Origin of the sequence: Saccharothrix coeruleofusca, assembly GCF_014648515.1 — a bacterium.
GTDB lineage: Bacteria > Actinomycetota > Actinomycetes > Mycobacteriales > Pseudonocardiaceae > Actinosynnema > Actinosynnema coeruleofuscum.
This window is the reverse complement of sequence record NZ_BMRG01000003.1, coordinates 91,696-115,917: the sequence shown is the minus strand read 5'-3', so window position 1 is coordinate 115,917 and position 24,222 is coordinate 91,696. Positions and strand designations below refer to the sequence as shown.

The 24,222-nt window shown below is 73.3% G+C and carries 24 protein-coding genes and 1 pseudogene; 13 read left to right on the top strand and 12 right to left on the bottom strand.

Annotated features, from left to right (window positions below; all coding sequences use genetic code 11):
* Positions 1–247: 247 nt before the first annotated feature.
* Positions 248–1,690, top strand: a complete 1,443-nt coding sequence (locus IEZ00_RS08980) for a neutral zinc metallopeptidase (RefSeq protein WP_189222721.1) — start codon at positions 248–250, stop codon at positions 1,688–1,690.
* Positions 1,691–1,727: 37 nt separating this feature from the next.
* Here the strand turns inward: IEZ00_RS08980 and IEZ00_RS08975 are convergent, their stop codons facing one another.
* Entirely contained in the window at positions 1,728–2,684 is a 957-nt protein-coding gene (locus tag IEZ00_RS08975) for a tetratricopeptide repeat protein (protein WP_189222720.1), read from the bottom strand.
* 67 nt (positions 2,685–2,751) lie between these two features.
* Positions 2,752–3,051, bottom strand: a complete 300-nt coding sequence (locus tag IEZ00_RS08970) for an MTH1187 family thiamine-binding protein (RefSeq protein WP_189222719.1) — start codon at positions 3,049–3,051, stop codon at positions 2,752–2,754.
* A gap of 48 nt (positions 3,052–3,099) precedes the next feature.
* On the opposite strand from IEZ00_RS08970, the gene IEZ00_RS08965 reads away from it, so the two are divergent.
* Together IEZ00_RS08965 and IEZ00_RS08960 are read left to right on the top strand one after the other, a co-directional pair.
* Positions 3,100–3,603, top strand: a complete 504-nt coding sequence (locus IEZ00_RS08965) for a MarR family winged helix-turn-helix transcriptional regulator (protein ID WP_189222718.1) — start codon at positions 3,100–3,102, stop codon at positions 3,601–3,603.
* A 272-nt stretch (positions 3,604–3,875) separates the two neighbouring features.
* Positions 3,876–4,904 (top strand): phosphotransferase, encoded by a 1,029-nt coding sequence (locus IEZ00_RS08960; protein WP_209622194.1) that lies wholly within the window; start codon positions 3,876–3,878, stop codon positions 4,902–4,904.
* Here the strand turns inward: IEZ00_RS08960 and IEZ00_RS08955 are convergent.
* From IEZ00_RS08955 to IEZ00_RS08945, 3 genes are read right to left on the bottom strand one after another with little or no spacing between them, the layout of a single operon-like run.
* Positions 4,886–5,218 (bottom strand): DUF3817 domain-containing protein, encoded by a 333-nt coding sequence (locus IEZ00_RS08955; RefSeq protein WP_189222717.1) that lies wholly within the window; start codon positions 5,216–5,218, stop codon positions 4,886–4,888. The two genes, IEZ00_RS08960 and IEZ00_RS08955, sit on opposite strands and share 19 nt — an antisense overlap.
* Positions 5,219–5,261: 43 nt before the next feature.
* Positions 5,262–6,305 (bottom strand): ABC transporter permease, encoded by a 1,044-nt coding sequence (locus IEZ00_RS08950; RefSeq protein WP_229795335.1) that lies wholly within the window; start codon positions 6,303–6,305, stop codon positions 5,262–5,264.
* Entirely contained in the window at positions 6,302–7,216 is a 915-nt protein-coding gene (locus tag IEZ00_RS08945) for an ABC transporter ATP-binding protein (RefSeq protein ID WP_209622197.1), read from the bottom strand. Before IEZ00_RS08945 ends, IEZ00_RS08950 begins: the two co-directional genes overlap by 4 nt.
* A 424-nt stretch (positions 7,217–7,640) precedes the next feature.
* Between IEZ00_RS08945 and IEZ00_RS08940 the strand changes: the two genes are divergently transcribed.
* The 5 genes from IEZ00_RS08940 to IEZ00_RS08920 are packed head-to-tail and all read left to right on the top strand — an operon-like array spanning position 7,641 to position 12,388.
* Positions 7,641–8,624, top strand: a complete 984-nt coding sequence (locus IEZ00_RS08940; protein ID WP_189223302.1) for a LacI family DNA-binding transcriptional regulator — start codon at positions 7,641–7,643, stop codon at positions 8,622–8,624.
* Positions 8,621–9,631 (top strand): class I mannose-6-phosphate isomerase, encoded by a 1,011-nt coding sequence (locus IEZ00_RS08935; protein WP_189222716.1) that lies wholly within the window; start codon positions 8,621–8,623, stop codon positions 9,629–9,631. Before IEZ00_RS08940 ends, IEZ00_RS08935 begins: the two co-directional genes overlap by 4 nt.
* A gap of 14 nt (positions 9,632–9,645) precedes the next feature.
* On the top strand, positions 9,646–10,407 hold the full coding sequence (locus IEZ00_RS08930) for an ATP-binding cassette domain-containing protein (RefSeq protein WP_189222715.1): 762 nt from the start codon (positions 9,646–9,648) through the stop codon (positions 10,405–10,407).
* Positions 10,404–11,393: an ABC transporter permease gene (locus IEZ00_RS08925; protein WP_189222714.1), complete on the top strand. Its 990-nt coding sequence runs from the start codon at positions 10,404–10,406 to the stop codon at positions 11,391–11,393. The genes IEZ00_RS08930 and IEZ00_RS08925 overlap by 4 nt, the downstream gene beginning before the upstream one ends.
* Before the next feature lie 14 nt (positions 11,394–11,407).
* Positions 11,408–12,388 (top strand): ABC transporter substrate-binding protein, encoded by a 981-nt coding sequence (locus IEZ00_RS08920; protein WP_189222713.1) that lies wholly within the window; start codon positions 11,408–11,410, stop codon positions 12,386–12,388.
* Positions 12,389–12,453: 65 nt separating this feature from the next.
* On the opposite strand, the gene IEZ00_RS08915 is transcribed toward IEZ00_RS08920, so the two are convergent.
* Positions 12,454–13,452 (bottom strand): hypothetical protein, encoded by a 999-nt coding sequence (locus IEZ00_RS08915; protein ID WP_229795333.1) that lies wholly within the window; start codon positions 13,450–13,452, stop codon positions 12,454–12,456.
* A gap of 108 nt (positions 13,453–13,560) precedes the next feature.
* Here IEZ00_RS08915 and IEZ00_RS08910 point away from each other — a divergent pair, with 108 nt between their 5' ends.
* Positions 13,561–15,084: an alpha/beta hydrolase gene (locus IEZ00_RS08910; protein WP_189222712.1), complete on the top strand. Its 1,524-nt coding sequence runs from the start codon at positions 13,561–13,563 to the stop codon at positions 15,082–15,084.
* Here the strand turns inward: IEZ00_RS08910 and IEZ00_RS08905 are convergent.
* The 3 genes from IEZ00_RS08905 to IEZ00_RS08895 all read right to left on the bottom strand — a co-directional run bounded on the left by IEZ00_RS08905 (position 15,079) and on the right by IEZ00_RS08895 (position 17,817).
* A complete protein-coding gene (locus IEZ00_RS08905; RefSeq protein ID WP_189222711.1) occupies positions 15,079–15,726 on the bottom strand; it encodes a response regulator in 648 nt (215 codons plus the stop codon). The two genes, IEZ00_RS08910 and IEZ00_RS08905, sit on opposite strands and share 6 nt — an antisense overlap.
* Positions 15,727–15,736: 10 nt before the next feature.
* Complete coding sequence (locus IEZ00_RS08900; protein WP_189222710.1) at positions 15,737–17,302, bottom strand: sensor histidine kinase; 1,566 nt, start codon at positions 17,300–17,302, stop codon at positions 15,737–15,739.
* 116 nt (positions 17,303–17,418) lie between these two features.
* Entirely contained in the window at positions 17,419–17,817 is a 399-nt protein-coding gene (locus IEZ00_RS08895) for a pyridoxamine 5'-phosphate oxidase family protein (RefSeq protein WP_189222709.1), read from the bottom strand.
* Positions 17,818–17,969: 152 nt separating this feature from the next.
* Here IEZ00_RS08895 and IEZ00_RS08890 point away from each other — a divergent pair, with 152 nt between their 5' ends.
* Complete coding sequence (locus IEZ00_RS08890) at positions 17,970–18,779, top strand: arylamine N-acetyltransferase family protein (RefSeq protein ID WP_306344666.1); 810 nt, start codon at positions 17,970–17,972, stop codon at positions 18,777–18,779.
* On the opposite strand, the gene IEZ00_RS08885 is transcribed toward IEZ00_RS08890, so the two are convergent.
* The 3 genes from IEZ00_RS08885 to IEZ00_RS08875 are packed head-to-tail and all read right to left on the bottom strand — an operon-like array spanning position 18,746 to position 21,534.
* Entirely contained in the window at positions 18,746–19,327 is a 582-nt protein-coding gene (locus IEZ00_RS08885) for a hypothetical protein (RefSeq protein ID WP_189222707.1), read from the bottom strand. The genes IEZ00_RS08890 and IEZ00_RS08885 overlap by 34 nt on opposite strands.
* 49 nt (positions 19,328–19,376) lie before the next feature.
* Positions 19,377–20,345, bottom strand: coding sequence for a methylmalonyl Co-A mutase-associated GTPase MeaB (meaB, locus tag IEZ00_RS08880; RefSeq protein ID WP_189222706.1), 969 nt, complete (start codon positions 20,343–20,345; stop codon positions 19,377–19,379).
* A 1-nt stretch (position 20,346) separates the two neighbouring features.
* On the bottom strand, positions 20,347–21,534 hold the full coding sequence (locus tag IEZ00_RS08875) for an acetyl-CoA C-acetyltransferase (RefSeq protein ID WP_189222705.1): 1,188 nt from the start codon (positions 21,532–21,534) through the stop codon (positions 20,347–20,349).
* A gap of 123 nt (positions 21,535–21,657) precedes the next feature.
* Between IEZ00_RS08875 and mce the strand changes: the two genes are divergently transcribed.
* The 3 genes and pseudogenes from mce to IEZ00_RS08860 form a co-directional block, all read left to right on the top strand.
* A complete protein-coding gene (mce, locus tag IEZ00_RS08870; RefSeq protein ID WP_189222704.1) occupies positions 21,658–22,098 on the top strand; it encodes a methylmalonyl-CoA epimerase in 441 nt (146 codons plus the stop codon).
* 95 nt (positions 22,099–22,193) lie between these two features.
* The gene (gene ccrA, locus IEZ00_RS08865) at positions 22,194–23,507 is read left to right on the top strand and encodes a crotonyl-CoA carboxylase/reductase (protein ID WP_189222703.1); all 1,314 of its coding nucleotides are present in this window, start codon (positions 22,194–22,196) and stop codon (positions 23,505–23,507) included.
* Between the two features lie 67 nt (positions 23,508–23,574).
* Positions 23,575–24,222 (top strand): annotated as a pseudogene (locus tag IEZ00_RS08860) (chromosome segregation protein); the annotation flags it as partial.

The window sequence follows — 24,222 nt, the reverse complement described above, 5'->3', positions numbered from 1 at the left end:
GGTGGGAGTGCGCGAAAGTGCGGGTCAGGGTGTCCGAACGCTCGGTTCAGGTGTCGGAACGCGCGACTCGCGGGGGCGACACGCCTGACACGCCCATGAATGGGTGACACTGAGGGGCGGGCGTGGCGGTCCTGAGCGTTGACCTCGGGGGTGCCGGGGTCCGACTCGCGAGGTGGGGATGGGGCGGCAGGTCAACGCAGTAGTGTTCACCCCGCAGGAGCGGCACGGATCTGGACGGGGCTTGGTGATGGCTCGACGGGCTTGGGGTGGCGCGGCGCTCGTCGCGGCGGTGGCGGTGCTGCTCAGCGCGTGCACGCAGAGCGTCCCCGGGGTCGCGCGGTTCGAGCGCCCCGACGTGAGCAAGGTGGCGGGGCTGGAGATCACCACCGGGGAGAGCGGGCCCAAGCCGGGCGTCCCGGACGCCGACCTGGCGGTGGAGAACGGCGACGGCGGCGAGATGGACCGGCTGGCGATCAACGCGCTGGCCGACGTCGAGGAGTACTGGACCGAGCAGCTGCCCGCCAACTTCGGCGGCAAGAAGTTCGAACCGGTCAAGCGGCTGGTGTCCTACGACTCGACCGGCCGGGGCGTCGACATCTGCCGCACCAACACCGCGGGCGTGGCCAACGCGTTCTACTGCTCGCTGGACGACAGCATCGCCTGGGACCGCGGCGACCTGCTGCCCATGCTCAACGACGCGTTCGGCCCGATGTCGGTGGTCACCGTGCTGGCGCACGAGATGGGCCACGCGGTGCAGTACAAGCTCGGCTCCGAGGGCGGGGTCACCCAGGCCACGCCCAGCATCATCAAGGAGCAGCAGGCCGACTGCTACGCGGGCAACTTCTTCCGCTGGGTGGCCGAGGGCAAGTCCCGGCACTTCCGCATCTCCACCGGGCCGGGCCTGAACCAGGTGCTGGCGACGATGTTCTTCATCCGCGACGCGGCGGGCACCAGCGCGGAGAAGCAGGGCGCGCACGGCAGCGCGTTCGACCGCGTGGCGGCCTTCCAGTTCGGCTTCGCGGGCGACCCCAAGCGGTGCGCGCAGATCGACGACGCGGAGATCAAGGCGCGGATCACGCAGCAGGCGTTCGACGCGGACGACAAGGACACCGGGCAGGGCAAGGGCAACCTGGCGGTGGACGACCGCAGGTCGCTGGACCTGCTGGAGGACAGCCTGCGCGACGCCTACAAGCAGAGCGGCGCCACCCCGCCCGCGCTCAAGGAGGGCGCGGCGGAGTGCGCCGACGCGCAGGAGACCTCGCCGGTGTCCTACTGCCCGGCCACGAACGTGATCGCGGTGGACCTGCCGGAGCTGGTCCGGATCGGCACGCCGCCCAAGCGCGGGCAGAAGGGCGGCATCGGCGACTTCGCCGCGTTCGCCGAGATCGCCTCGCGGTTCGCGCTGTCGATCCAGAAGGCCACCGGCTACCCGCTGGAGGGGCCCGCCGCCGGGCTGCGGACCGCGTGCCTGACCGGCGCGTGGGCCGGGACCACGACCAAGCAGACCGCCCGGCTGAAGCTGTCCTCGGGCGACCTGGACGAGGCGGTGGCCGAGCTGCTGGCCGACAAGAGCCTCATCGCCGCGGACGTGAACGGCACCGTGGTGCCCTCCGGCTTCGCCCGCGTCGAGGCGTTCCGGGACGGCTTCTTCGAGGGTTCCGGCCTCTGCACCCGCAAGTACTCCGGCTGAGCCGGGGGCTGCCCCAGGGGCAGCCCCCGCGCCGGGGTCAGAACAGGGCGCTGGCCAGGTTGCGGCGGGCGGCGGCCACCCTCGGGTCGTCGACCGGGAACAGCTCGAACAGGCCGACGAGGTGCTCGCGGACCTTGTCCCGGTCCTCGCCGAAGACCCGGCGCACGGTGTCCACCAGGCGCTTGAACGCCTGCTCGACCCGCTGGTCGGCCACCTCCGCGTCGGCCGCGGCCAGCTGGGCGTCCACGTCGTCGGGGTTGGCGTCGGCCTTGGCCAGCACGTCCTGGCCCAGCTGCTCGGCGCGGGCGGTGAACCGGACCTGGGCCAGCGCGGCCTTGGCCTCGGTGTTGCCCGGCTCGGCGGCCAGGATCGCCTCGTAGGCGGCCTCGGCGGCGGCGTAGTCGCCCAGCTCGAACGCCTCCTCCGCGGCCTGGAAGCGCGGGTCCTCCGGCTCGGGCTGCGGCTCGCCCCGGTTGGCCTCGGCGGCCCGGATGCCGGGCAGGCGGTCGCGCAGGGCGTCCAGCAGCCGGTTGATCCACTGGGTGAACTCCGCCTCGGGCAGCGGCCCGGCGAAGGCGTCCACCGGCTGGCCCGCGGCGACCGCCACCACGGTCGGCACGGACTGCACGCCGAAGGCCTGGCCGATGCGCGGGCTGGCGTCCAGGTCGACCCTGGCCAGCAGCCAGGCGCCGCCGCCCGCGCGGGCCGCGCGTTCCAGCACCGGGGACAGCTGGCCCGCCTCGGGGCTCCACGACGCGGTCAGCTCGACCACGACGGGGATCTCCAGCGAGCGCTCCACGACCGACTGGAAGGTGGCCTCGGTGACGTCGAGGACCCAGGGGCTCGCGCCGGAGTCACCCGGCGCCGAGCTCGGCGGCGGGGCGGCGGCGCGTTGCCGGGACGCTTCGGCCCGAGCCTTCAGCGCGCCGAGGTCGACCGCCCCGGACAGCGCGGCGGACAGTGCTGCGGTCTTTCGAGGGTCTGGCCTTGTCACTCCCCCATCCTGGCACGAGTGCCAGCCCGCTAGCTCGCGGACCGGCCCCATCGCCACCGGGGCGGGATCACCCCCGCGCCAGGTGCTGCTCGACCCGCTCGACCTTGGCGGTCAGCTGCCCGGTGTGGCCGGGCCGGATGTCGGCCTTGAGCACCAGGCTCACCCTCGGCGCGGTGGCCTGGACCGCCTCGGTGGCCTTCCTGACCACCGCCATCACCTCGTCCCACTCCCCCTCGACCAGCGTGAACATGGCGTTGGTCTCGTTGGGCAGCCCGGACTCCCGGACCACCCGCACGGCCTCCGCGACGGCCGCGGCCACGCTGTCGGATTCCCCGCCGAGCGGGCTGACGCTGAACGCGACGAGCACTGTCGCCTCCTGGACACATCGGTTGGTACCCACTGGTAGCTTCGCCGCATGACGCCCCAACCGCTGCCGTTCGACCCGATCGCGCGCGCCGCCGAGCTGTGGGAGAAGCGGATCGGATCGTCAACGGCGATGGCGGCGGTCACGAGTGTCATGCGGGTACAGCAAATCATCCAGTCCGCCGTGGACGCCGCGCTCAAGCCGCACGGGCTGACCTTCGCCCGGTTCGAGGCGCTGGTGCTGCTCACCTTCTCCCGCACGGGCAGCCTGCCGATGCGGGTCATGGGCGAGCGGCTGCAGCTGCACCCGACCAGCGTGACCAACATCGTCGACCGGCTGGAGGGCGACGGCCTGGTCCGCCGCACCCCGCACCCGACCGACCGGCGCACCACCCTGGTGGAGATCACCGAGGCCGGGCGGGAGCGGCGCGAGGCGGCCACCGAGGCGGTCACCGCCGTGGAGTTCGGCCTGCGCGGCCTGACCGAGCGGCAGACCGAGCAGCTCACCGACCTGCTGGCCAAGGTCCGCCGCGCCGTGGGCGACTTCACCGACTGACCCCGGCCCCCCACCACTGCCATCCCACCCCGCCCCACTGCGTCGGCAAGTACTACCCGACCCGGCCATCAGGGCCGGTTACTACTACCCGGCACGGCGCGCGCCCGGCCGAAAGCGGGCCACGCGCGGGCCATGCGCGGTCTGGACGCTCGGTTCGCGGTGTCCGGACGCTCGGTTCGTGGTGCGCGAACGCGCGACTCGCGGGTGGGAGCGCTCTCGCGGGGGCGGGTAATTCGGTTGGCGAGTGGGGGTGGGGCGGGAAGGGTGGTGGGGTGCGCGAGGTGAAGGCGTTGGTGACCGTGGGCGGCCGGTACGTGGGGTCGACCGCGTTCACCGTGGACAGCCCGTGGTGGAACGACGTGGAGCCGGTGACCGAGCACCTGGACCGGGCCCTGGGGGTGACCACGGCGGTGCTGCGCCTGGTCTCCACCACCGGCGAGGGCGGGCGTGACGGCGAGGTGGTCTACCAGGTGGAGGCCGACCGCGTCCCGGCAGGCCTGTCCACCGGCGAGCACCACGAGTTCCCCGACGCCCCCAAGCGGCTGCCGTGGGCCCGTCCCGGCGGGCCCGCGGAACTGGTGGCCTGGGCGGACCGGCACGTCTCGCGCACCGGCAAGGCGGTGCAGGTCAAGACGTGGAACCTGTCCTGCCTCTACCGCCTGCCGGTCGGCCGGGCGGTGGTCTGGGCCAAGGCCACGCCGCCGTTCATGGCCGACGAGGGCCGCGTCGTGGGCATGGTGGCGGAGGTGGACCCCACCCTGGTGCCGGAGGTGCTGGCCGCCGAGCCGGGCAGGCTGCTGATGGCGGACGCGCCCGGCCGCGACTGCTGGCACCCCACCGAGGACGAGATCACCCGCGTCGTGCCCCGCTGGGTGGCCGCGCAGGCCGCGCTGGCCGGGCCGCCACGACTGCGCGCGCACGGCGTCGAGGTGCCCGCGCACGGCCTGCCGGACACCCTGCTGCACGGCGACTTCCACCCCGGCAACTGGCGCTCCGGCGGCGTGGTCCTGGACTGGGCCGACGCGCACTGGGGCCACCCCGCGCTGGACGCCGCCCGGCTGCTGGGCTTCACCGCCCCCGAGGCGCACGCCCTGATCGAGCGCGTGTGGACCCAGGCGTGGCTGGAGCACCGACCGGACAGCGATCCGGCCGGTGCGCTGCGCCACGCCCGCCGCGCCGTGCACCTCGTGGGGGCCAGGATCTACCAGGAGTTCCTGGACAACATCGAGGACAGCGAGCGGGTCTACCACGAGGGCGACCCGGAGGCCGAGCTCGCGCGGGCTCAGTCCGTGGTGGTCTGAGGGGCGGCCTGCGGGGCCTGCTCGTCGAGCCTGCCGGTCTTGAGCGCCCAGCGCTCGAAGACCACGGTCCCGAACGGCGGGACGCTGGCGACCAGCGCGAGGAAGGTGGTGCGCCGGTCCCACCGGTGCGCCAGCATCAGCGTCACGAGCACGTAGCCGACGAAGATCGCGCCGTGGATCGGCCCGAAGACCTTCACGCCGATCTCGTTGCCGACCACCACGTACTTGAAGAACATGCCGATCAGCAGACCGGCCCAGGACACCGCCTCGGCCAGGGCGAGGAGGCGGAAGCGACCCACGGGGCTGGTGAACATGTCCCCATTGTCCCGTTGTGACCGGCTTCACCGGGCGTCGGGGTCAGTCCTCCCAGCGGAACACCTTCGCCGCGACGAACCCGACCACGAGGGTGAACCCGAGCAGTACCGCCGAGGGCAGCAGCAACGCCTCGACGCCCTTGCCGCGCACCAGCACGTCCAGCATCCCGTCGTTCATGTGCCGCAGCGGCAGCGCGTTGGACACCGTCCGCAGCCACGCGGGCGCGTCCTCCAGCGGGAAGAACGAGCCGGACAGGAACGCCATCGGCATCACCAGCAGGTTGGCCGCGCCGTTGGCCGACTCCTCGGTCCTGGCGAACGCCCCGACCAGCATCCCGATGGCGAAGAACGCGGTGGTGCCCAGCACCAGCAGCGGCACCGCGAGCCACCACTGGCCGTTGAGCCGCAGCCCGAACGGCGGGGTCAGCGCGACGCCCACGAACAGCGCGCCCTGCACCAGCGCCGTGCCGACGCTGACCAGCACCCGCGAGCTGAGCACGGTGGTCGGCCCCACGGGCGCGAGCCGGATGCGCCGCAGCACCTGCTTCTTGCGCCACGCGGCCAGCGTCAGCGCCGCCCCGGACACGCCGGAGATGGACACCGCCCAGGACAGGATGCCGGGGGCCAGGAACTGGATCGGCTTGAGCGAGGCGTCCTCGACCGACCGGGCCCGCAGCGAGAACGTGGGCGGGGCGCCGGTCGCGGCGAGGTTGGCCTTGTCCACCACGCCGGACACGATGCCCACGACGGTGCCCGACGCCACCTGGTCGCTGGCGGCGTAGACGACGCCCACGTCGTGCCCGCGCACGACGACCGCGGCGGGCAGGTCGCCGTCGCGGACCTGCCGCTCGGCCGCGTCGGGGTCGTCGAACCGCCGCAGCTCCAGCACCCCGGCCTGCTCCAGGGCGGTCACCACGGGGCCGTCGCCGACCACCGCGACCCCGGTCCGGTCGCCGCCCCCGCCGTTGAAGATCAGCCCGAAGACGACCAGGAACATCAGCGGGAAGAGGAAGGTGAAGAACACCGCCATGCGGTCGCGGAGGAAGCCCTTGACCATGGCCGTGGCCAGGCTGGTGAAGGCGGTCACGCCCGGTACTCCCGTCCGGTGAGGTGGAGGAAGACGTCCTCCAGGGTGGCCGTGCGCACCTGGAGGCCGTCGAGCGTGCCCCGCTCGGCGAGCGCGGACAGCACGGGCGCGGGCTTGCGCGTGGAGATGGTCAGCGACACGTCGTCCTCGTAGGCGTGCTCGACGCCGTTGATGGCGCGGGCCTGCTCGGTGCTGATCGCGCCGCGCTGGAGCACGACCTGCGTCGGCGCGTCCAGCCCGCGCACCAGCGTCGCCGGGGAGTCCATGGCGAGGATGCGGCCCCTGTCCATGATCGCGACCCGGTCGCACAGGATCTCGGCCTCGTCCAGGTAGTGCGTGGTGTAGACGATGGTCTTGCCGCGGGCCTGGATCTCCCGCAGCACGTCCCACAGGTTGCGCCGCGCCTGCGGGTCCAGCGCCGCGGTCGGCTCGTCCAGGAAGACCACGTCCGGGTCGTGCACGAGGGCGCAGGCGATGGACAGCCGCTGCCGCTGGCCGCCGGAGAGCCTGTCCTCCCGCACGTCGGCCTTGTCGCCGAGGCCGACCAGTTCCAGCATCTCCATCGCGGTGGTGTCGCCGACGCCGTACAGGGAGCCGAAGGTCAGCAGCTGCTCCTTGGCGGTCAGCTTCTCAAAGAAGCTGGACGCCTGGAGCTGGACGCCGATCCTGGGCAGCAGCGCGGGGTTGCGCGGCCACGGGTTCTCGCCCAGCAGCGTCACGTGCCCGGAGTCGGCCTGGCGCAACCCCTCGACGATCTCCAGCGTGGTCGTCTTGCCCGCGCCGTTCGGCCCCAGGATGCCGAAGAACTCCCCCTCCGCGACGGTGAACGACACCCCGTCCACCGCGTTCAGCTCGCCGTAGCTCTTGCGGATGTCCGCGGCCACGACGGCAGGCATTCTCACCCCAGTCATGGGCTGGAACGTAGATGGCGGACCCCGCATTCGAGCGGTTTTCACCAGATCGCGAACCGAGTCGAGACCTTGGTGCACCGGATGGCGACGCTGCGCGGTCGGTCCTCCGCGCAGCGTCGCCGATCCGCCAGTATCCACCCGGAGAGCCGATCACTTGGTGAGGCGCCAACGATCCCGGCGCACCGCGCGCAGGTGCCCGCGTCCGTCCGGAGTGGACAGACGTGCGCGGGGCGGCGGGACCGCCCGGAGGAGCCGCCACCCGCGCGGGGCCACGCAGGTTCCGCGAGGCCGCCACCGGGGGTTTGTCCTGTTCCGGACAGGGTCGACCGTTGACATCACCGGACCGGCGGTGTGTGATTCGGCCATTATGACAACGTTGTCCCCGAACGGTGCGGCAGGAGGCCGCAAAGTGCGGCGCGCCACGATGAACGACGTGGCGCGGCTGGCGGGCGTCAGCATCAAGACCGTCTCCCGCGTGGTGAACGACGAGGCGGGGGTGCACCCGGCCACCGCGGAGCGGGTGCTCGCGGCCATCGACCAGCTCGGCTTCCGGCGCAACCTCAGCGCCCGCAACCTGCGGCGCGGCTCCTCCACCGGCACCATCGGGGTGGTCCTGGAGGACGTGGGCAACCCCTTCTACTCCGGGGTGACGCGCGCGGTGGAGGAGGTCGCCCGGCTGCGCGGCAGGCAGGTGATCACCGGGTCCTCCGACGAGGACCCCTCCCGCGAGCGGGAGCTGGCGCTGGAGTTCTGCTCGCGCCGGGTGGACGGGCTGCTCATCGTGCCCGCCGGGCTCCAGCACGGCTACCTGGTGCCGGAGATGCGCGCGGGCACCCCGGTGGTGTTCCTGGACCGGCCCGCGGGCGACGTGGTCGCCGACACCGTGCTGGTGGACAACATCGGCGGCACCGCCGAGGCGGTGCTGCACCTGGCCGCGCACGGTCACCGGCGCATCGCCTTCCTCGGCGACTCGCCGGACATCTTCACCGCCAACGAGCGGCTGCGCGGCTACCGCGAGGGCTGCGCGCGGGCGGGCATCGGCCTGCACGAGTCGCTGGTGGTGATGGGCCCGCACGACGAGGACTCGGTGCGCCGGGCGCTGCACCACCTGCGGCGGGCCGCCGAGCCCGCCACGGCGGTGGTCACCGGCAACAACCGCATCACCGTGCACGCGCTGCGCGCGCTGGCCGGTGCGGTGCGGCGGCCCGCCCTGGTGGGCTTCGACGACTTCGAGCTGGCCGACCTGCTCACGCCACCGGTGACGGTGATCGCGCACGACGCGAGGGCGCTGGGCAAGGCGGCGGCCGATCTGCTCTTCGCCCGGCTGGACGGGGACGGCGCACCGCCGCGCCGCGTCGTGCTGCCGGTGCGGTTGGTGGCAAGGGGATCAGGGGAGGTTCGCGCGTGAGTTCCGGGGACAACCGGCCGGTCGCGCTTCCGGCAAACCAGCCCAAGCAGTTCTACCGGGGTGGCGCGTCGATCGCGGCGCTGCGGGGCGAGCCCGCGGCGGAGTACGGCCCGGAGGACTGGGTCGCGTCGACCACGACGCTGTTCGGCAGGGACGAGGCGGGCCTGTCCCGCCTGCCCGACGGGCGGCTGCTGCGCGACGCGGTGCGCGCCGACCCGGTGGCCTGGTTGGGCGAGCGGCACGTGGCCGAGTTCGGCGCGGACACCGCGCTGCTGGTCAAGCTGCTCGACGCCGGGCAGCGGCTGCCGGTGCACTGCCACCCGTCCAACGAGTTCGCCGCGCGGCACCTGGGGTGCAGGCACGGCAAGACCGAGGCGTGGATCGTGGTGGGCACCACCGGGGACGACCCGACCGTCTACATCGGATTCCGCGAGGACGTCTCCCCCGAGCTGGTCGCCGACTGGGTGTCCACTCAGGACAGCGAGGCGATGCTGGCCGCGCTGAACCCGGTGCGGGTCTCCCCCGGCGACGCGGTGTTCGTGCCCGCGGGCCTGCCGCACGCGATCGGCGAGGGGGTGTTCATCGTCGAGCTGCAGCAGCCCACCGACTTCTCGATCACGCTGGAGTGGAAGGGCTTCCTCAACGACGCCGACGCGGGCCACCTCGGGCTGGGCTTCGACACCGCGCTGGGCTGCGTGGACCGGCACGGCCGGGCCGGGTCGCTGGACGAGCTGATCCGGCGCACCGGCGACCGCGCCGACGCCTCGGTCGACCTGCTCGGCCCCCAGGCCGCGCCGTTCTTCCGGGCCGACCGGCTGCACGTGGCCGGGCGGGCCGAGCTGGAGCCGTCGTTCGCGGTGCTGGTGGTGCTGGAGGGCGCCGGCGAGCTGGGTGGGCTGCCGCTGCGCCGGGGCAGCACCGTCGTGGTCCCGCACGCGGCCGGGGAGCAGGTGCTCACCGGTGACCTCGTGGCGGTGCGGTGCAGGCCGCCGCTGGTGGAGGGCTGAGACTGGAGGCTGACATGGGCGAGCCGTTACTGGAGGCGCGCGACCTGGTGAAGACCTACGGCAGCGTGGAAGCGCTGCGCGGGGCGTCCTTCACCGCCTACGCGGGTGAGGTCGTCGCGCTGATCGGGGACAACGGCGCGGGCAAGTCGACGCTGGTGAAGTGCCTGTCCGGGGTGGAGCAGCCGGACTCGGGCAGCGTCCTGCTCGACGGCGAGCCGGTGCGGCTGGACTCGCCCACCGCCGCGCGGGCGCTGGGCGTGGAGACGGTGTACCAGGACCTGGCGGTGGCGCCGGACCTGGACCCGGCGGCGAACCTGTTCCTGGGCCGGGAGCTGCGCAAACCCGGCCCGCTGGGCTGGTTCGGCGTGCTGGACGACAAGGAGATGCGGCGGCGCGCCGCCGAGTCGTTCCGCGACCTGGGCGTGTCGCTGCAGAGCGTGGACGTGCCGATCGGGGCGCTGTCGGGCGGCCAGCGGCAGAGCGTCGCGGTGGCCCGGTCGGTGGTGTGGGCCAGCAGGCTGGTGTTCATGGACGAGCCGACCGCCGCGCTGGGCGTGGTGCAGCGCGAGCGGGTGCTCGACGTGGTCCGGCGGGTCCGCGACCAGGGCATGGCGGTCGTGCTGATCAGCCACAACATGCCCGAGGTGCTGGCCGTGTCGGACCGGGTGGAGGTGCTGCGGCTGGGCAGGCGGGTGGCCCGCTTCACCACCGCGCGGACCACCGTCGAGGAGCTGGTCGGGGCGATGACCGGCGCGCTGTCCCAGGAGGGCGCATGACCTCCCTGGCGCGCAGGCTCGCGAGTGCCAACACGCTGTGGATCGGCCTGGTGCTGCTGGGGCTGATCGCGGTGTTCGGCGCGCTGCGGCCGGACGCGGTGCTGACCGTGTTCACCCTGCAGACCACCCTGGTGGAGACCTCGGTGCTGCTGGTGCTGTCGGTCGGCATGACCTACGTGATCATCACCTCCGGCATCGACCTCTCGGTGGGCTCGGTGCTGGTGTTCTCCGGCGTCACCTCGGCGATGACCATGAACGCGCTCAACGGCGGCGACGCCACCGGCGCGGGGTGGGGCACCGTCCTGGTCGGGCTGGCCGTGGCGCTGCTCAGCGGCGCGGCGTGGGGGCTGCTCAACGGCCTGCTGGTGGCCAGGGCGGGCATCCCGCCGCTGATCGTCACCCTCGGCTCGTTCGGCGCGGCGCTGGGCGCGGGGCAGCTGCTGTCCGACGGCTCCAACGTCAGCGGCGTCCCGGACGTGCTCGGCGAGGGGCTGGGCACCGGCACCTGGTTCGGCGTGCCCAACCTGGTGCTGCTGGCCGCCGCGGTCACCGCGGTGGGCGCGCTGGTGCTGGGCACCACCCGGTTCGGCCGCCACACCTACGCCATCGGCTCCAACGAGGAGGCGGCGCGGCGGGCGGGCATCGGGGTGACCGGGCACCTGGTGCGGGTCTACCTGCTGGCCGGGGTGCTGGCCGGGCTGGCCGGGTTCATGGCGCTGGCCTACTTCCGCGTCGCGTCCGTCACCGGGCACGACACGGACAACCTCAACGCCATCGCCGGGGTGGTGCTGGGCGGCACCAGCCTGTTCGGCGGGGTGGGCTCGGTGGTCGGCACGGTGCTCGGGGTGTTCATCCCCGCCGTGCTGCGCAAGGGGTTCGTGATCGTGGGCGTGAACGTGTACTGGCAGCCCATCGCGGTGGCGCTGGTCCTGGTGGCCGCCGTGTGGTTCGACCAGTCGCGCAGGAAGGCGCGCAACCAACGCTGAGAACGGGAGGGACCATGTCGACGAGGACATCCGCGGTGCTGGCGGCGTTGCTGCTGAGCCCGTCGCTGCTGGCCGGGTGCGGCGGCGGTGGGCAGATCGGCGACTCCGGCGGCTCGGCCGACGCCAAGAAGATGGTGCTGATCCCCGGCGTGGCGGCGGAGCCCTTCTACACCTCGATGGAGTGCGGCTTCCGGGAGGCCGCCGCCGCGGCGGGCTACGAGGTCGACGTGCAGGCGCCCGCGCGGTTCGAGTCCACGCTGCAGACGCCGATCGTGACCGGCGTGCTGGCCGACAAGCCGGGCGCGGTGCTCATCGCGCCCACCGACGACAAGGCCATGGCCGGGCCGATGAAGCAGCTCAAGGACGCCGGGATCAAGGTCGTCGAGGTGGACACCAAGCTGCAGGACACCTCGGTGGCGGTGTCGTCGGTGTCGTCGGACAACGAGCAGGGCGGGCGGTTGGCCGCGCGGACGCTGGCCGAGCTGGTCGGCGGCGGCACCGGGTCGGTGCTGGTGCTCAACACCAAGGCGGGCACCTCCACCACCGACGCCCGCGCCAAGGGGTTCGAGGAGGAGGTCGGCAAGTACCCGAACCTGAAGTACGTGGGGCAGCAGTACACCGACAACGAGCCCGACCAGGCCGCGTCCAAGGTGACCGCCACGCTGGCCGCCAACCCGGACCTGATCGGGGTCTTCGCCACCAACCTCAACACCGGCGAAGGCGCGGCGACCGGGCTGCGCAACGCGGGCCGCACCGGCGCGGTGAACCTGGTCGGCTTCGACGCCAGCCCCAAGCAGGTGGAGGACCTGCGCTCGGGCGTGGTGCAGGCGCTGATCGCGCAGGACCCGGCCACCATCGGCCGGACCGGGGTGGAGCAGGCGGTGGCGGCCATCGAGGGCAAGCCGGTCAACCGGGACGTGGAGACCGACCTGGTCGCGCTGACCAAGGCAGACATGGAGGCCAACTCGAAGTACTTCTACAAGCAGCGGTGCTGATCCGAAGGGACGTCGGGTAGTAGCCAGCGGCCCGCGCGAGCGGCTCGGGTGGTACTTGCAGGCGGTCAGAGGTACTTGTTGGCCAGTTCGGAGTACTCCCGCTCCAGGTCGTCGGCCAGGTAGGCGACGTAGGACCACGGCACGTCGTGCACGTGGTCGCGCATCCCGATCAGGTGCCGCTTGGCGCGCGGCGCGTCGTCGGCGAGCGCGAACGCCGCCGCGAACAGGTTGTGCGCCTGCAACGCGCGCGGGTGCGGGCGCTGCGGGACCGCCTCCCACTTGTCCGCGGCGGCGGCGATCTCGTCGTGCACCCGGCTGAAGTAGCGCAGCTTGAGCGTGGCGATCTTCAGCGCGCTGCGCGCCCGCACGGCCTCCTCGAACTCCTCCAGGAAGATCTCGAAGTGGGCCAGCGGCAGCATCGCCACCACCGGGTCACCCTCGGGGGCGTGGTCCGCGCTGCCCTGCGCGAACGCCATCATCTCCTCGGCCGAGCCGCCCCACTTGGCGGCCAGTATCTGCAACCGGGTCCAGTGCGCCGGGTACAGCGTCGGGCAGCGCGCCACGATCTCGCGCCACACCTCGTCCTTCTGCTCCCGGCTGACCTGCAGCCCCATCCCGGCGGTCTGCAGCTGCGCCCACGGCACGGCGTCGCGCGGCAGCAGCTTGGCCGCCTCGTGCAGCGGCGCGACGGCCTTGCGCAGGGTGGCGAAGAAGACCTTGAAGCGGTCCTTGCCCACCGCGTCGGCCCGGCCGGAGCCGCGAACGGCCCACGCCTCCCGGATGAACGCGGTGCCCGCCAGCAGCCACAGGTCCGGGTCGCCGTTGGACTTGGCCAGCTCCAGCAGCTCGTCGGCGTGGCCGATGGCGTGCTCGCCGAGCACCTCGACCCGCAGCGCGCGGACCTCGGGCTCGTCCCGGCACTCGGCCAGCACGGTGGTGGCCGCTCTCAGGTGGCCCGCGTCCATCTCCTCCGCGGCGATGTCCAGGATCGCGTCGTCGTAGGTGTGGTCGCGCACCACCGCGCGGGCGACCGTGGCGGGCCGCCTCCTCCGGAATATCCCCACCCCACCGACCTTACTTACCGCCGGGCGTCGGTGGCCCGGTTCCCGATTGCTCTTGTGGCGCCGGGCACACCTGCGGTGGAGTACGACTTCACGCCGAAGGGGGAAACCATGAGGACCACCGCGGCCATGGCCGTGACCGCAGCCCTGCTCTTATCCGGCGCTCCCGCGTTCGCGCAGGACGCCCAGCGGCTCCACGGCCAGTTCCTCGACCAGCGCATCACCTGGTCGCCGTGCGCCGAGCCCGAGCTCGAAGGGCTGGAGTGCGGCACCTTCGCCACGCCGTTCGACTGGCGGCGGCCCGGCGACGAGCGCGCCATCACCATCGCGGTGAGCAGGTCGCTCCCGGCGGGCGGCCAGGCCGCCAGGGGCAGCGTGCTCACCAACCCCGGCGGCCCCGGCGGGGCCGGGCGGATCCTGCCCCGGCTGTTCCAGACCCGGCCGAGGGTCGCCGACAACTTCGAGGTCGTCGGCGTCGACGTGCGCGGCACCGGCGCGAGCGACAACGTCACCTGCGGCGGCTACAGCTGGTTCGGCCTCGCCGACCCGCGCGACCGCTCCCGCGCCAACCTGGACCTGCACTACGACGCCGCCGAGCTGCAGGCCACCGCCTGCCAGGTCCGCTCCGGCGAGCTGGGCCGCGTGGTCGACACCGAGCAGACCGTGCGCGACCTGGACCTGCTGCGGCACCTGCTGGGCCGGGAGGAGGTCAGCTGGATCGGCTACTCCGGCGGCACCTGGCTGGGCGCGCACTACGCCACCCACTTCCCGCAGCGCGTGGACAAGTTCGTGCTCGACTCCGTCGCCGACTTCACCGGCACCTTCCAGGACGTCTTCGACGACTTCGGCATGGCCACCGAACGCCGCCTGCGGGTGGACTTCCTGCCCTGGGTGGCCCGCCACGACGCGGTCTACCACCTGGGCGACACCGCCGACGCGGTGTGGCGGTCCTACGAGCGCACGCGGGCGGCGCTGGCGGCCGAGCCGATCGCGCTGCCGGACGGCTCCTGGCTCAACGGCGCCATCCTCGACCTCGTCGTCCGGCGGGGCCTCTACAGCAAGCTGACCTTCCCGGACATCGCGGAGTCACTGGCGGCGCTGGCTTCCGGGGCGGCCGCCGCGGCGGCCCTCGCGGACATCGGCACCGCGGCGCGGTTCGCGGACGCCGAGTCCGCCACGCTCTACACCGTCACGTGCAACGACACGCCGTTCCGCGGCGACCGGTCCGACCTGGCGCGGCAGGGCGACCGGCAGGGCAAGCGGTACCCGTTCTTCGGCCACCACCAGGTCCTCGCGCCGTGCGCGTCCTGGGACCGCCCGCCGCTGCGGCTGAAGACCCCCGACGGCGAGGGCGTCCCGCCGGTGCTGATGGTGCAGTCCGTGCGCGACCCCGCCACGTCGCTGGAAGGCGCGCGGCGGGCGCACCGCGGGTTCGCGGGCTCCCGGCTGATCACCGTCGAGGACGAGGGCGACCACGGCATCTACGCCGTCGGCAACGCGTGCGTGGACGACCTGGTGGAGTCGTTCCTCGTGGACGGCGTGGTGCCCGCCGCCGACCTCACCTGCCCCGGCACGCCGCTGCCCGAGCCCACCGCGGCCCGGTCCGCGCCGCTGCCGCTGGGGTGGCCGCTATAGGCCGCCCGCCTGGCGCCTGCGCGCGGCGTAGACGCCCGCCTCGGTGCGGCGGTCGAAGCCGAGCTTGTGCAGCAGCGAGGAGACGTAGTTCTTGACCGTCTTCTCCGCCAGGTACAGCCGACCGGCGATCTGCCGGTTGGTCAGGCCCTCCGCGATCAGGTCGAGGATCCGCCGCTCCTGCGGGCTCAGCGCCGCGTAGCGCGGGTCCTCGACCGGGCCGCCGCGCAGGCGCTGCAGCACCGTGGCGGTGACCCCGGAGTGCAGCAGCGACCCGCCGTCGGCCAGCGTGCGGATGGCCGAGACCAGGTCGTTGCCCGAGACCTGCTTGAGCATGTACCCGGCGGCCCCCGCCATGATCGCGCCGAACAGCGCCTCGTCGTCGGAGTACGAGGTCAGCATCAGGCACGCGGGCGGCGGCTGGACGGTGGAGCGGATCTCCCGGCACACCGTCACGCCGTCGCCGTCGGGCAGCCGCACGTCGATGATCGCCACGTCCGGCCGGTGCTCGGCGGCGGCGGTCACCGCGTCGGTGGCGGTGCCCGCCTCGCCGACCACCGTGATGTCCGGTTCCACGTCCAGCAGTTGGTGAAGACCGCGCCGCACGATCTCGTGGTCGTCGACGAGCAGCACCGAGATGGCCATCCAGCTCCTCCTACCCCGCTACCAACGGTGCGGACCACCGGACCGTCACGCCGTGGCCCGCTCGTGAGGAGACCTCGCACGACCCGCCCCACCGCGTGGCGCGGGTCGCCATGTTCGCCAGGCCCCCGGTGTGCCGCGCCCCGCCCTCGGGCAGGCCGTTGCCGTCGTCGCGCACGACCAGCTCCAGCAGCGTGCCAGCCCGGTCGACGGTCACGTCCACGTGCACCTTGCTCGCCCCGGCGTGCCTGCCCACGTTGGCCAGCGCCTCGCGCAGCGTGGCCAGCAGGTCCGGCCGCACCTCGTCGGGCACCACCGAGTCCAGCGGCCCGTCGACCGCCAGCGTCGGCTCGAAGCCCAGCAGCCGGGTCGACTCCTGCACCACGCGCAGCAGCTGCGCGGGCAGGCTGAGGTTGCCGGTCGCGGGCTCCCGCAGGGAGAAGATGGTGCGCCGGATCTCCCGGATGGTCTGGTCGACCTCGTCGACGAAGTCGGCCAGCCGGGTGGCCACCACCGGCTGCTCCACCAGCCCGTTGAGCCCCTGCAGCGCCAGCCCGAGGCCGAACAGCCGCTGCACCACCAGGTCGTGCAGGTCGCGGGCGATGCGGTCGCGGTCCTCCAGCACCGCGATGCGCCTGCTCGCGCCCTGCACCCTGGTGAACTCCAGGATCAGCGCCGCCTGCCGGGCGAACGCCTCGACCAGCGACACGTCCGAGGGGGTGAACTGGGGCCGGTTCCGCGCGCGGGCCACCAGCAGCACGCCCAGCACCCGCTCCCCCGCCGCCATCGGCACGATCACCACCGGGCCGATCCGCTCGAAGTGGCCGGGCAGCCCGTCGAGCACCCGCGGCGTGCCGCTGGAGAACACCTCGCGGCTGGCGCTGCCCTCCCGCGACACGGTGAACCCCGGCAGCGGCCCGTCCATCACCCGCACCTCCAGCTCGCCGCGCGCGTCGGGCAGCGCCAGCACGGCGCTGACGCCGTCGGCGGCCAGCCTGGCGCGCACCGCGACCTGGTGCAGCGCGTCGGGGTCCGGGGTGCCGGTCAGCAGCGCGCGGGTGACCTCGTTGGACGCGCGCAGCCACACCTCGCGCTGCCGGGACTCCTCGTACAGGCGGGCGTTCTCGATCGCGATGCCCGCCGCGGCGGCCACCGCCACCACCACCTCGTGGTCGGCCTTGGTGAAGTCGGCGCCGTTGTCCTTGTCGGTCAGGTAGAGGTTGCCGAAGACCTTGCCGCGCACGCGCACCGGCACGCCCAGGAAGCCGGGCCCGGTCGGGTCGAAGGCGGTGCCGTCGAAGTCGGCGCGGTGCTCGCCGTCGCCGTAGGCGAACTCCAGCAGCTGCCGGTTGGGCCCGACCACGGCCAGCGCGCCGTAGCGGGCGCCGACCAGGCTGCACGAGGACTCCACGATGCGGCGCAGCACGTCGGGCAGGGACAGGTCGCTGGCCAGCGACACCACCGCGCTCAGCAGCCTGCGCATCCGCTCCTGGGACAGCACGACCTCGGCGGTGCGGTCGGTCAGCTCGCGCAGCAGGCCGTCCAGCCGCGTCGCGCCGCCGTCCGCCGAACCCGTCACCCGACCCACCCTCCCAGCAGGCGAGCTTCGAGGTTAGCGCCTGGCGGGGGTACCGCCCTAGGGGGCGTGAGTGGGACACGATCAGGGGATACGTCTGGGGAACGCACCCAGTGCGGCTAGGGAATGCGGCGGCCGGTGAGCAGCTCCAGCTCGACCACCAGGTAGTGGTCGCCGCCGCCCCAGCCGCGCGAGGGCAGCCCCAGCCCGTCCAGCCGGGCCAGCTCGCAGCGGTCGGACACCTCGGACACGTGCCCCACCGCCAGCACGCTCCAGCCCTTGGACAGGTCGTGCGCCAGGTCGTCGATCTCGAACGCCACGACGGTGTCGCGGGCGGTGAGCGCGGCGCTGCCCTCGGGCAGCCGCATCACCACGGACTCGCCGTCCAGCGCGTACACCACGGGGTGCGCCGCGGGCAGCGCGCGGTCGGTGAAGACCAGCCTGCCCACGGGGGTGCGGGCGAGCAGCCGCAGGCACTCCTCACGGGACAGCACCTCCAGACCAGCCGCGTCGTACATTGGCGCCTCTTATCCCCCAATTGCCGTACCCATACCGTCGGCTGTGTGGTCGTCGCTGCCTAGAGTCGGAAGTCCCGGCTTCCTTTTACCACCCGCTTGGGGGAATTTCCGTGCGAATCCTCGACGTGCCGGCTTTCCTGCGGAGACTCGGCGTGACGGAGGCAGAACCTCCCGGCGTGGCGGCGCTGGGGCGGCTGCACCGGGCCTTCGTCGAGCGCGTGCCCTACGAGGCGGTGGAGATCCAGCTGGGCCGGTTGACCCCGCTCGATCCGCTGGTCTCCGCAGACCGGATCGTCCGGCTGCGCCGCGGCGGCTACTGCTTCCACCTCAACGGCGCGCTCGCCGAACTGCTGCGCGCCCTGGGCTACCGGGTGGCCCTGCACCCCGGCGGCGTGCAGGGCCACCCGGACTCGCCCGCCGGGGTCGGCCACGGCCACCTCGCGCTGACCGTGCGGGACTTGCCCGACTCCGACGAGGTGTGGCTGGTCGACGCGGGCATGGGCGACGGGCCGCACTCGCCGCTGCCGCTGCGCGAGGGCGTCCACCGGCAGGGACCGTTCACCTTCCGGCTGCGGCGCTCGGAGGTCACCGACGGGTGGCGGTTCGACCACGACCCGCGCGGCGGCTTCCACGGCATGGACTTCTCGACGGCGACCGCGCGGATGGCCGACTTCGCCGACAAGCACCTGGAGCTGTCGACGTCACCGGAGTCCGGCTTCGTGCGGACCTTCGGCGTGCTGCGGGTCGACGGCGGCGGGCGGGACGTGCTGCGCGCGCTGACGCTGTCGCGGATCTCCGGGACGACGACGAGCACGGTGCTGGAGCGCGAGGCGGACTGGTCCGCCGCGCTGGCCGACGTCTTCGGCCTCACCTTCCCCGCGCACGAGCGGAAAATCCTGTGGGCCAAGGCGGTCGCCCAGCACGAGGCTCACGTGAGCCCGACGGTGAACCCCTCGTCCTGAACACCCCGGTACAGGCGCGGCGCGTAGCGGGTGGCCGCCCGGTCCAGCACCGGCACCAGCCGGGCCGCGTCGCCCAGCGGCACCCGGTACCGGCCGTCCGGGCGGGCCAGGTGCGCCATGCCGGGGTGCCGGGCGCGGAAGGCGTTCGGGTCGGCGGGGAACAGGTCCAGCCGCACCATGGTCTTGCGCAGCAGCAGGGTGGCCAGGCTGGTGACGCGCTCGCGGGTGCGCGAGACCGACACCGCCGAGAGCTCGTGCCACGGCACCGCCCACGGCGTGCCCTGCGGGTCGTCCCACCGCACGCCGGGCACCTCCAGCACCAGCAGGCGCGGCCGGGAGACCTTCTTCCAGGACACCAGCACCAGCACCGGGATGGCGGTCAGCACCAGCCCGATGACCAGCGCGACGCTCCCGCCGACGGGTTCGCCGTCCCGGAACGCGATGACCGCGCCCGCCAGGCCGGACAGCCCGAAGAACAGGGCCACCACACCGCCCACCACCACCCGCCTGCTGTCGCGGGTGCCGATGTCCACCACGACCTGGTCCACGTCTCCCCCTTCGCCGCCGGTCCGCCCGGCAGTCAACCACTTCCGGGGGTCAGCGGTCCGGCGGACCCGCCAGCAGCCGGTCGGCCGCCGCGTACGGGTCCAGCTCGCCCGCCGCCACCCGCCTGGCCAGCGCCTCCAGCGCGGCCCCGCCGACCCGGCCCGCGAAACCCGCCCGCAGCCGCGCCACCGCGATGGCCTCCACCTCGCCCGCCGCCCGGCGCGTGCGGCGGCGCTCCAGCTCGCCCCGGCCGACCAGCCAGTCCCGGTGCGCGTCGATCGCCGCCACCACGTCGGCCACGCCCTGGCCGGTGGCCGCGACGGTGCGCACCACCGGGGGCCGCCACAGCCCGGCCTCGCGCTCGCGGCGGCCGAGGGACAGCGCGTGCTTGAGGTCGCGGACGGTGGCGTCGGCGCCGTCGCGGTCGGCCTTGTTGACCACGAGCACGTCGGCGATCTCCAGGATGCCCGCCTTGGCCGCCTGCACCCCGTCGCCCATGCCCGGCGCGAGCAGCACCACCGCGGTGTCGGCCAGCGCGACCACCTCGACCTCGGACTGGCCCACCCCGACGGTCTCCACCAGCACCACGTCGAAGCCCGCGGCGTCGAGCACCCGCAGCGCCTGCGGCGTGGCCCAGGACAGCCCGCCCAGGTGGCCCCTGGTGGCCATGGAGCGGATGAACACGCCGGGGTCGCCCGCGTGCTCGCCCATCCGCACCCGGTCGCCCAGCAGCGCGCCGCCGGAGAACGGCGAGGACGGGTCCACCGCCAGCACCCCGACCCGCTCGCCTCGCGCGCGCAGCGCCCGGACCAGCGCGGAGGTGGAGGTGGACTTGCCGACGCCGGGGGCGCCGGTCAGGCCGACCACCCTGGCGCGCCCGGTGAACGGCGCGAGCGCCCGCGCGACCTCGCGCAGCCTCGGCCCCGCCTGCTCGACCAGGGAGATCAGCCTGGCGACCGCGCGCGGTTGTCCGGCACGCGCGCGGTCGACCAGTTCCGCCACGTCAGCGGTGCGGGCCACCTCAGCCCTTGGGCACGCGCACGATCAGCGCGTCGCCCTGGCCGCCGCCGCCGCACAGGGCCGCCGCGCCCACGCCGCCGCCGCGGCGCTTGAGCTCCAGGGCCAGGTGCAGCGCGATGCGGGCCCCGGACATGCCGATCGGGTGACCCAGGGCGATCGCGCCGCCGTTGACGTTGACCTTGTCCTCGGCGATGCCGAGCTGCTTGGTGGAGACGACGCCGACCGCGGCGAACGCCTCGTTGATCTCGACCAGGTCCAGCCGCGCCGGGTCGATGCCCTCCTTGGCGCAGGCGGCCTTGATCGCGTTGGACGGCTGCTCGTGCAGGCTGGCGTCCGGGCCCGCCACGACGCCGTGCGCGCCGATCTCGGCCAGCCAGCTCAGCCCCAGCTCCTCGGCCTTGGCCTTGCTCATCACGACCACCGCCGCCGCGCCGTCGGAGATCTGCGAGGCCGAGCCCGCGGTGATGGTGCCGTCGGCGGCGAAGGCCGGGCGCAGCTTGGCCAGGGTCTCCGCGGTGGTGTCGGGGCGCACGCCCTCGTCGGTGCTGAACAGCACCGGCTCGCCCTTGCGCTGCGGGATGGCGACCGGGGTGATCTCCTCGTCGAACACGCCGTTCCGGGCGGCCTTGGCGGCCAGCTGGTGCGAGCGCGCGGCGAAGGCGTCCTGCTCCTCGCGGGTGACGCCGTAGCGGGCGTTGTGCTTCTCCGTGGACGCGCCCATGGCGACCTGGTCGAACGCGCAGAACAGGCCGTCGTGGGACATGTGGTCGAGCATGGTGACGTCGCCGAACTTGAAGCCGCCGCGCGACTTGGGCAGCAGGTGCGGGGCCTGGGTCATGGACTCCTGGCCGCCCGCGACCACCACGTCGAACTCGCCCGCGCGGATGAGCTGGTCGGCCAGCGCGATGGCGTCGAGGCCGGACAGGCACACCTTGTTGATGGTCAGCGCGGGCACCGTCATCGGGATGCCCGCCTGCGCCGCGGCCTGGCGGGCCGGGATCTGGCCCGCGCCCGCGGTGAGCACCTGGCCCATGATCACGTACTGGACCTGCTCGGGGGCGACGCCCGCCCGCTCCAGCGCCGCCTTGATCGCGACGCCGCCGAGCTGGGCGCCGGAGAAGTCCTTCAGCGAACCGAGCAGTCGACCCATCGGGGTGCGGGCCCCGGCGACGATGACGGAACCGGACACAGCGGCCTCCACGCGAGTGTGAGCGGTTGTTAACCTGTCACGATACCGAGCGTTACCGCCCGGTAGCCTGTGAGGCGCCGCACAGCGTGGCCTGCACCGATTCGGTGGCTAGGGTGCCGGGACATGGAGCAGCTGCGCGAGTTCGTCACCGCTGTCGACCACGTCGGGATCGCCGTGCCCGACCTGGACGCCGCCATCGCCTTCCACGTCGAGCACTTCGGCCTCGAAGTGGCGCACGAGGAGGTCAACGAGGAGCAGGGCGTGCGCGAGGCCATGCTGCGCGCGCCGGGCGACCCCGAAGGGACGGCGATCCAGCTGCTGGCGCCGCTGACCCCGGAATCGACGATCGCCAAGTTCATCGGCCGGTCCGGTCCCGGTCTGCAGCAGCTCGCCTACCGGGTGTCCGATGTGGAGGCTGCCGCGGAGGCGTTGCGCGCCAAGGGGTTGCGCCTGCTGTACCAGTCCCCTCGGCGGGGCACCGCGGGCAGCCGGGTGAACTTCGTGCACCCCAAGGACGCGGGCGGCGTGCTGGTCGAGCTGGTGGAGCCCGCCGCCGGGCACTGACCGGCCAGTGCGTTGGCTCACAGCGAGGATCTCTGAATCGGTTACCCGTGGGTAACCTCCGGCAACTCAACGCACCCCCCAGTGGAGGGAACGCCGTGCAGAAGATCCTCGACGCGATTCTCGGTGACGAACCCGAAGCCCTCGCCTCGCTGCCCGTCCCCGAGAGCTACCGGGGCGTGACCGTGCACGCCGACGAAGCCGACATGTTCCGCGACCTGGCCATCAGCGACAAGGACCCGCGCCAGTCCCTGCACGTCGACGAGGTCCCCACACCGGAAGTGGGGCCGGGCGAGGCGCTGGTGGCGGTGATGGCCAGCGCCATCAACTACAACACGGTGTGGACCTCGATCTTCGAGCCGCTGCCCACGTTCGCCTTCCTCAAGCGCTACGGCGGCAAGCACGACCTGCCCTACCACGTGGTCGGCTCGGACCTGGCGGGCGTGGTGCTGCGCACCGGGCCGGGGGTGGGCGCGTGGCAGCCCGGTGACCGGGTCGTGGCGCACTGCCTGGACGTGCGGCTGGAGCACCCGGACGGGCACGGCGACACCATGCTCGACCCGGAGCAGCGCATCTGGGGCTTCGAGACCAACTTCGGCGGACTGGCCGAGCTGGCGCTGGTCAAGGCCAACCAGCTGATGCCGATGCCGCGCCACCTGACCTGGGAGGAAGCCGCCTCCCCCGGCCTGGTCAACTCCACCGCCTACCGGCAGCTGGTCTCGGTCAACGGGGCGAACATGAAGCAGGGCGACACGGTGCTCATCTGGGGCGCCTCGGGCGGGCTGGGCTCCTACGCCACGCAGTTCGCGCTCAACGGCGGCGCCACGCCGGTGTGCGTGGTCTCCTCGCCGGAGAAGGCGGAGCTGTGCCGCCGGATGGGCGCGGAGCTGGTCATCGACCGGTCGGCGGAGGGCTACCGGTTCTGGAAGGACGAGCACACCCAAGACCCGGCGGAGTGGAAGCGCTTCGGCGCGCGCATCCGGGAGCTGACCGGGGGCGAGGACCCCGACATCGTCTTCGAGCACCCTGGCCGGGAGACCTTCGGCGCCAGTGTTTACGTGGCCCGCAAGGGGGGCACGATCGTGACGTGCGCTTCGACCAGCGGGTACCTGCACCAGTACGACAACCGCTACCTGTGGATGAACCTGAAGAGGATCATCGGCTCGCACTTCGCCAACTACCGGGAGGCGTGGGAGGCGAACCGGTTGATCGCCAAGGGTCGCGTTCACCCCACACTGTCCAAGGTGTACTCGATGGAGCAGACCGGGCAGGCCGCCCACGACGTGCACCGCAACGCCCACCAGGGCAAGGTCGGCGTGCTGTGCCTCGCCCCCGAGGAGGGACTGGGCGTGCGCGACCCGGAACTGCGCGCCGCGCACCTCGCGGAGATCAACCGCTTCCGCGGCGTGTAAAGGAAATCGCACCGATGCGCGACCTGCCAGTGCCGGTCGCGCGTCGGGAGCGGGTAGCGTGAGCGCCATGGGCCTCGCCGACGACCGTGACCTTGTCCCCCTGGGCTCCGGCTTCGACATCGTCAAACGCGGCTACGACCGCGGGCAGGTCGAGGACCACCTGGAGCGCCTCGACTCGGACCTGCGGCTGCTGGCCGCCGACCGCGACGCGGCGGTCTCGCAGACCAACGACCTCGCGCGCCAGCTCGAAGCGGCCCGCTCGGAGGTCGCGGAGCTGCGCGGCCAGGTCGAGCGGCTGTCCCTGCCGCCCACCACGCTGGAGGGCCTGAGCGAGCGGCTGCAGCGGATGCTGCGCCTGGCCCAGGACGAGGCCACCGAGATCAAGGCGCGCGCCGAGGCCGAGGCCGGGCACATCAGGACCAAGGCCGAGACCGACGCGAGCGCGCTGCGCGCGCGGTACGAGCAGCTCATCGCCGAGCAGGACCAGCGCCGCACCGAGATGGAGGCCGAGCACCGGGGCGTGCTGGAGAAGGCCCGCGCCGAGGCCGAGCGCATCGTCGGCGAGGCGCGCGACGCGGCGGCGAAGCTGGACGAGGAGTCCCAGCAGCGGCGGGCCACCGTCGAGGAGGACTTCGAGATCGCGATGGCGGCCCGCCGCGTCGAGGCGATGAAGTCGCTGGCGGAGCAGGAGGCGTCGAGCAAGGCCGAGGCGGAG